8 protein-coding genes are annotated in these 8,104 nt (G+C 31.8%); 5 read left to right on the top strand and 3 right to left on the bottom strand.

Annotated elements, in window-relative coordinates; all coding sequences use genetic code 11:
- Window positions 1–581: 581 nt before the first annotated feature.
- From Q0C22_RS06640 to dxs, 5 genes are all read left to right on the top strand, one after another.
- Complete coding sequence (locus Q0C22_RS06640; RefSeq protein ID WP_291493013.1) at window positions 582–1,946, top strand: NRAMP family divalent metal transporter; 1,365 nt, start codon at window positions 582–584, stop codon at window positions 1,944–1,946.
- Between the two features lie 10 nt (window positions 1,947–1,956).
- Entirely contained in the window at window positions 1,957–2,139 is a 183-nt protein-coding gene (locus Q0C22_RS06635; protein ID WP_291493011.1) for a hypothetical protein, read from the top strand.
- A 214-nt stretch (window positions 2,140–2,353) separates the two neighbouring features.
- Window positions 2,354–2,905 (top strand): OmpA family protein, encoded by a 552-nt coding sequence (locus Q0C22_RS06630; RefSeq protein ID WP_291493009.1) that lies wholly within the window; start codon window positions 2,354–2,356, stop codon window positions 2,903–2,905.
- A gap of 48 nt (window positions 2,906–2,953) precedes the next feature.
- The gene (gene ybgF, locus Q0C22_RS06625) at window positions 2,954–3,667 is read left to right on the top strand and encodes a tol-pal system protein YbgF (RefSeq protein ID WP_291493007.1); all 714 of its coding nucleotides are present in this window, start codon (window positions 2,954–2,956) and stop codon (window positions 3,665–3,667) included.
- Window positions 3,664–5,535 (top strand): 1-deoxy-D-xylulose-5-phosphate synthase, encoded by a 1,872-nt coding sequence (gene dxs / locus Q0C22_RS06620; RefSeq protein ID WP_291493006.1) that lies wholly within the window; start codon window positions 3,664–3,666, stop codon window positions 5,533–5,535. The genes ybgF and dxs overlap by 4 nt, the downstream gene beginning before the upstream one ends.
- Here the strand turns inward: dxs and Q0C22_RS06615 are convergent.
- The 3 genes from Q0C22_RS06615 to lpxC all read right to left on the bottom strand — a co-directional run.
- Window positions 5,501–6,157, bottom strand: a complete 657-nt coding sequence (locus Q0C22_RS06615; RefSeq protein ID WP_291493004.1) for a methyltransferase — start codon at window positions 6,155–6,157, stop codon at window positions 5,501–5,503. The two genes, dxs and Q0C22_RS06615, sit on opposite strands and share 35 nt — an antisense overlap.
- Window positions 6,147–7,133, bottom strand: coding sequence for a UDP-glucose 4-epimerase GalE (gene galE, locus Q0C22_RS06610; protein WP_291493002.1), 987 nt, complete (start codon window positions 7,131–7,133; stop codon window positions 6,147–6,149). Before galE ends, Q0C22_RS06615 begins: the two co-directional genes overlap by 11 nt.
- Window positions 7,134–7,174: 41 nt before the next feature.
- On the bottom strand, window positions 7,175–8,104 hold a 930-nt coding region (gene lpxC, locus Q0C22_RS06605), incomplete at its 5' end, for a UDP-3-O-acyl-N-acetylglucosamine deacetylase (protein WP_291493000.1).

Raw genomic sequence — 8,104 nt, 5'->3', positions numbered from 1 at the left:
AAAAAAAGTCTAAACTCTATATAAAAGGGTTGGAAGGTAAAAATACTTATTTTTTTCAAAAATAGATATATATCCTACATTCCCGTCACTCATAACGAGGCAGGGGCTCAACACCAATAAAAAATTCTGTATTGATTCTAAGGAACAGTATATCTCCATAAGCGCTCTGCTATAATATTTTTTCTTGACAAATTTTAATAAATCTTATATTAAAGTGTGGAAAAATTTTATTGAGGTGAGAAGAGAATGGACAGTTGCGGTCCGCGTAGTAGTACTAAGTAATATGGCAGATGGGTAGTTTTAGCATAAGCCCATCTGCCAAAATATAAGGAGGTGGGTTTATGTTAAGACTACTTGATATCTTCAAATTATTTTTTAGAAACAAGCTTATATTTGAAAAACAAAATGATTGTTCTTTAAGCTTTCGGAGTACCTTTCTTTAGATATTATAATTACAACATTTCCAACAATGCAGCTTTAGAAAGTGAAAGAAAATCTATTATAGCTATTTTATTGTTTATATTAGGTTTGACTTTACTTTTATTAGTAGCATAACAATAAATAATCAAGGAAGGTGCTTTATGTTCAAAACAAACCAAATAAAAGAAGTTTCTTTAAACGCAAATATGTTAGACATACCAGAAGATAAATACATAAGGTTGCTTGATAGGTGGAAAGTCTACCAGCTTCGCAATAATTCTTCTTTGTTTAGAAAATTTCTATTATTTTTAACGTTAGTGGGTCCTGGCATACTTGTAATGATTGCAGACAATGATGCAGGTGGTGTTATAACATACGCCCAAACAGGAGCACAATACGGTATAGGGTTTTTTATACCATTTCTTATACTTATGATACCTGTTGCTTACATAGTCCAAGAAATGACAGTTAGGCTTGGAGCTGTAACAAAGCGTGGTCATGCAGAAATGATATGGAAAAGATATGGTAAATTCTGGGGTGCGTTTTCATTGTTTGACCTGGTTGTAGCAAATATTCTAACGCTTATTACAGAATTCATAGGTATGGCTACAGGTCTAAAAGTATTTGGGGTTCCAGCGTGGCTTAGCGTTATTGGAGGATTTGTTGTTGTATCAAGTGTATTAATTTTTTTAAAGTACTATACATGGGAAAGGATAGCTTTGTGGATTGCTGCTGGCAACCTTTTTTTTGTTCCCCTTGTTATTTTGGCTCACCCAGACTGGTCAAAAGTAATCAGCTCATTTGCAACATGGCATATACCGCATGGTTCTAGTTTCAGCACGTTTATTTATATAATACTTGCCAATTTGGGTACTACAATTGCACCATGGATGTTATTTTTCCAACAATCAAGCGTTGTAGATAAAGGACTTGCAAAAATAGACATACCTCAGGGTCAGTTGGATACATTTATCGGCAGTGTAATAATGGGTATTGTTGCAATTTCCATAGTTATTTTAACCGGAAGTCTGGTATTTGGGTTACCTGGAGCTTCTGGTTTTGATATTAACCATATAATGTTTGTTTTATCTAAATCAAGGATAGGACAAATAGGTACAGATCTATTTGCTTTGGGTTTAGCAGAAGCAGGTTTAATTGCGGCTATCGCAATAACTGCCAGCACTTCCTGGGCAACCGGTGAAGCGCTTGATTTAGAGCGCAGTATTAATTCAAGATTTTCAAAAGCATTGCCTTTTTATCTATCTGGTATATTAAGCAGCGCTCTTGCTGCCACAGTAGTGTTAATACCACATATGCCACTTGGGTTACTTAACCTGGCTGTTCAGGTTATAGCTACCATATTTATGCCTGCTGCCATGTTGTTTTTACTTATGCTTTTAAATGACAAAGAAATAATGGGAGATTATGTGAATAAACCCTGGCAAAATATTGCAGCTTTTACAATAGTAGGCATTTTAATTATTGCAAACATGCTGTATGGCTATACAGTTATGTTCCATAAATAGGAGGTTTAAAATGACAAAAAATACAATATTTACAAAAGATTTTTTTGAGATGGAAAAAGAAAATATTGAAAAACCCATAAATGTAAATAAAACTGAAGTTAAAGGCTGGATAAAGTGGGCTTTTTGGGCTTTGCGTATTTATATTGTAGTCATGCTTGTGCTTATAGGTATGAGCTTTTTGCATATTAAATGATTGCATTCATTTATTTAGCATAGGTTATAACCTATGCTAAATGTCGTTAGATTCTAGAAAACAACTTAATCTACAATGTAAAATAATAATATAAAGAGTAAATTTTAAATAATTTATTAAATAAAAATATACAAAAAGTAATTTATAAAACATTGTATTTTGTTGATTATTTACTAAAATACCTATTTTAGATATTTTTATTGGAGGGTTATCCATGAAAAAAAGCGTTATCTCTCTAGCAGCTATTTGCTGTGCATCATTTTTGGCTTATGGTTGTTCTACTGCACCTAAGAAACCTCTTGTTGAAAAACCAGCTCCACAAAAACAAGAGGTTCAAAAGCCTGTTAGTACTCCTAGCGTATCCCCAACTACTACACCATCTGTCAGTGAAGAAGAAAGGCTTAAGGAAATCTTTCAGCGCATCCATTTTAACTTCAACAGGGCTAATTTAACTCACATTGACAAATGGGGCATTAATCAGGATGTTCCAAAAGTGTTGGATGGTATAGCAGATTATATGGCAAAACATCCAAACATCAAAATTAAGATTGAAGGAAACTGCGATGAGCGTGGAACAGAAGCTTACAACCTAGCTTTAGGTCAAAGAAGGGCTGATGCAGCAAAGAACTACCTTGTAATGCATGGTATCTCACCAGACAGAATTGAAACATTAAGCAATGGTAAACTAAAACCAGTTGATCCTGCTCATAATGAATATGCCTGGGCAAAAAACAGAAACGATCAGTTTGTAATTTTATCTAAGTAATTAAGTAAGGGTACTACTATGAAAAAGGCCTTGATAGCACTTATAGTTTTGGTTAGCTTAGTAAGCAGCGCTTTTGCCCAAGAAAATCCATATAGTTCTTTATTAGATCAGATTTCAAAAAATTCTGCCGATATTAAAACGCTTCAATCAAATCAAGCAAATCTTTATCTAAAGATCGAAGATTTGCTAGTTAAATATGGGGAATTGAAAGGTAGAATTGATGATCTGGCAAGAAAAATCGAAAATATTCAAACAAATAGCGGTGTTTCGCCTGAAATTAAAGAGCAACTAAATAAACTTCAAGCTGAAGTAAACGCATTAAAACAGCAAATTTCTGCTCAACCATCACAAACTTCACAAGCAAGTACTACTCAAGCGCCATCTGTTTCACCTGAAGAGGCTGAATTTAAAAAAGCTAAAGCACTTTTTGATGCTAAAGAATACAATCAAGCTATCAAGGCCTTTACTAATTTTCAAAAAACTTACAAAAATTCTAAATATAATGACCAGGTTTTATACTATATAGCTGACAGCTATTATAATTTAAAAATTTATGATAAGGCAATTATTAATTTTGATCAGATAGTCAATACTTATCCTAAAAGTAAATTTGCAAGTATGGCTATGTTAAAAGAAGGATTATCGTTTATTAACCTTGGAGACAAAATTGACGGGCGTTTTCTTCTGGAAAAAGTTATAAAAACGTATCCTAATTCACCAGAAGCCAAGCAAGCCAAGGTTTATTTAGAAAAGACTAAATGATAGAAACAATTAATTCGCCAAGTGACTTAAAAAAGCTAAAACTAAAAGATTTAAGTGTTTTAGCTAAAGAAATCAGACAATTAATTTTAGAAACAGTATCAAAAAATGGTGGACATTTAGCTTCTTCTCTGGGGGCTGTCGAGTTAACTTTGGCTTTACACTATGTATTCAACACGCCAAAAGATAAAATTGTTTGGGATGTTGGACATCAATCATATGCACACAAAATTATTACAGGTAGAAGAGATCAATTTAAAACCTTAAGAACTTACGGCGGAATAAGTGGATTTCCAAAAATAACAGAAAGTGAGTATGATACTTTTAATGTAGGACACGCCAGCACAGCAATATCAGCTGCTTTGGGTATGACTACTGCCAAAGATCTTCTAAACACTAAAGAAAAAGTTATAGCTGTTATTGGTGATGGAGCGCTTACTAGCGGTATTACTTTTGAAGCATTAAATAATTCAGGTGAGTTAGATAAAGATCTAATAGTCGTTTTAAATGACAATAAAATGTCTATATCTAAATCTTTGGGTGCTATATCCACATATTTAACAAAAAGACTAACGGGTCCTACGTATAACACACTAAGAAAAGAAATTGAAAAAGCCATAAAAGGTTTTCCGGTACTGAATGAACCTGCTTTAAAACTAGCAAAAAAAATAGAAGAATCATTTAAATTTTTTTCGCCTGGGTTGCTTTTCGAAGAATTTGGCTTTAAATACTTTGGTCCTATTGATGGAGAAAATATTGAAGACTTAGTTACCATATTTGAAAATGTTAAAAATTTAAGAGGCCCTATATTTGTTCATATTCTTACAAAAAAGGGCAAAGGTTATAAATATGCAGAAGAAAATCCTTCGAAATTCCATGGCATAGGACCATTTGATATTTCAACTGGTCAAACACTGGAAAAGAATGCAACTCAAAGTTATTCTTCAGTGTTTGGAGAAAGTGTAATAAATATAATGCAAGATAACCCAAAAGTTGTTGCTATTAGTGCGGCTATGCTTATAGGCACTGGTCTTGAAAAAGCTAAAAATATTTTTCCAGATAGGGTTTTTGATGTAGGTATAGCAGAACAACATGCAGTTACATTTGCAGGCGGACTCGCAATCTCAGGCATGAGGCCTATTGTTGCAATTTACTCAACATTTTTGCAGCGATCATACGATCAAATCATACATGATATAGCACTTCAAAAATTAAATGTAGTATTTGCTATTGATAGAGCTGGTATTGTTGGAGATGATGGCGAAACTCATCAGGGTATTTTTGATGTATCTTATTTAAATTTAGTTCCAAATATGATCATAACTGCGCCAAAAGATGCAACTGAGCTTGATGCTCTATTAAAGTTTGCTATTAATGGTAATTTTGGTCCTTTTGCAATAAGGTACCCTAGGGGAGAATCTGTTAATTTTGGGGATGAATTTATAGATACAATAGAGTTTGGTAAATGGCAGGTTTTGAATGCATCTGATGCAAATGATATTTGTATAATTGCATATGGCAACTGTATAAAATACGCTATGCAGGCCCTAGAAGAATTAAAAAGTAATGGTATAAATCCCCATATTATAAATGCTCGTTTTATAAAACCGTTTGATACAAAAATGTTTTCTGATATTTTGAATACTTTTAATAATATTATTATAATGGAAGAAAATACCTACATTGGTTCACTTGGCCAAACTTTAATTTATCATGCTTATTTAAATAGTAATGGTAAGTATCCAAAAATTAAACACATAGCTTTACCTGATGCATTTATTGAACAGGGTGATAGTGAATTCTTAAGACACAAGTATTTTTTATCTAAAGACAATCTTATAGAGACAATTTATAATTTTCTAAAAAAATAGGCGATTTTATCGTTATATAGGTTTTAGCAAATTTTTTTGCTTCAATTATGCAAACTTTTGATAGAGTATTTTTTGTTCCATATATGGGCTGAATTGATTTAATACCAAATTTTTTATTTGATAGTTCAGTAAATAACTCAAATAATCTTGTTGGGTGAAAAGAAAGTCGAAATAGACCATTTTTTTTAATTTTGGGTGTTATTTTTTCTAGCATCTGTGAGAGCGGTAAAGTTTCAAATTTTTGCATTTCATATTTTTTTGATAAGCGAAAACTAGCTTTTGTATAATAGGGTGGGTTGCTTAATACTAATTCTAAAGTATTATCTGGCAATTTTTCGATACCTTCTATAATCTCAATGTTTTTAGCATTATTTATATACATATTTTTTTGTATTATTTTAATATAATCAACGTTTGTTTCAACTGCAAATATTTTTTCTAAATAAAACTTTTTTGATAGTAGAATTACAATAATTCCACAACCACTACCAAAATCGGCTGCGAATTTGATATGTTTTGGTAAATCTATATCAGTTAAAATAAATGGTTCAAAACTAAAGCGATATCCATATTTTGGTTGATAAATCTGAATAGATTTAAAATCGCAAAGTTCAAGCTCCATAATGGTTAAGTTTTTTTTCCCATTCCCACGCTGTTTGAATAATATATTCCAGATTATTATATTTAGGTTGCCATTTAAGTAATTCTTTAATTTTATTATTTGACGCTACAAGGTAGGCTGGATCGCCTTCACGTCTTTTTGCTGTAACAACCTTAAAATCAATCTTTGTTACTTCTTTGACTTTATTAATCACTTCTTTTACAGAATAGCCATTTGAGTAACCAACATTGAAAGCTTCATTTTTTATATTGTTAAAAAGCGCTTTAAGTGAAAGCAAGTGTGCAAAAGCCAGATCATCAACGTGTATATAATCTCTTATACAGGTACCATCTGGTGTAGGATAATCTGTTCCGTATATTTCTAATTTTTCAAATTCACCTTTGGCAGTCTTTAGGGCCCTTGTTATCAAGTGTGTAGCAAATTTGTATGCCTGTCCAATTTGTGCATCTTTGTCAGCGCCAGCAGCATTGAAATACCTTAGCGCAATGTACTCAATTTGATTTGCGAAAGCCATATCGGATAATATTTTTTCTATCATTAGTTTTGTTTGGCCGTATGGATTAATAGGCAAAGTCTGGTATGTTTCTTTTACTGGATTGTTTTCTTTTGGTGTTCCATAAACTGCTGCGCTTGATGAAAATACGATTTTATTTACGTTATTTTTTATCATAGCATTTAGCAGGTTGATTGTATTTTTAACATTGTTTGAATAATACAAAAGAGGATTTACAACAGATTCTCCAACCTGTATTGATGCTGCAAAGTGAATGACTGCATCTGGCTTGAAGTAAACAATTGCTTTATTTATAGCTTCAATGTCTGCTAAATCACCTACAAATAATTTTTCGCCCAGTAAAGCCCATTTATGTCCAGTTGATAGATTGTCAAATGTTAGTGTATCTATACCTTCATTTTTTAAATATAACCAGCACCGCCAGTAACTAGAACTTTCATTGTTTTTCCTTTTAGTTGACATAATGTAAATTATGCGAAGTTAAATATTTTTTTACGCTCGATTTAACCAACAACTGGACTTAAAAAACCTAGGTCTTCTAATACTTGCGCTTCTTGCTTTGGCGAACCAATAATTACATAGGATTTTTTATCTTTTAATAAACTTGATACAAGCTTATAATTTAAATTATGACCAGACTTATATGCAATATAATGAGCTTTTAAATCATAATTTAAAATAGATAAATCTCCAATTGCATCAAGTATTTTATGTCTTACAAATTCATTTTCGTATCTAAGAGGATCTTCATTAACTACACCATAATCATCTACTACAACTGCATTATCGAGGCTTCCACCAAGTGCTAGATTATTTTGCTGCATATATTCAATATCTCTTAAAAAACAAAAAGTTCTTGCTTTACTAATTTCTTTTATAAAGGTTTGTTCGTTAATTTCAAGTTCATATTTTTGTTTATTAATAAAAGTACCTTCAAATGAAATTGCATAACTTATTTTAAATTTTCTACACGGCAAAAGAGCAACAAATTTGCCATTTTCTTTAATTTTTACAGGTTTTGTAATTATTAAAACTTTTTTATAATGCTTTTGCTCAACATAAGAAGCACTTTTTAATAAATATACCCATGGCGCACTAGAACCATCTAGTATTGGTACTTCTTCGTTATCTATTTTTATAATGCAGTTATCTATATTTAATGCATACAAACTTGCAAGCAAATGTTCAACAGTTTTAATATAGACTCCATTTAAACCTATTGTTGTGGATAAAGTTGTATCAACAACATTGTTTTGATTTACAGGTATAAAAATATTTTTGTCTGTTCTGTGAAAAACTATGCCTGTGTCATCTGGTGCAGGTTCAATTATGCAGTCTACTTTTTTTCCAGTGTGCACGCCTATGCCAGAAACTTTGACAGTTTCTTTAATTGTTCTTTGTTTCCTCAATTTTGCCTCCTGTAACCATTTTAT

The sequence above is a fragment of the Desulfurella sp. genome, assembly GCF_023256235.1.
Taxonomy (GTDB): domain Bacteria; phylum Campylobacterota_A; class Desulfurellia; order Desulfurellales; family Desulfurellaceae; genus Desulfurella.
This window is presented reverse-complemented; position numbering and strand designations above follow the sequence as displayed.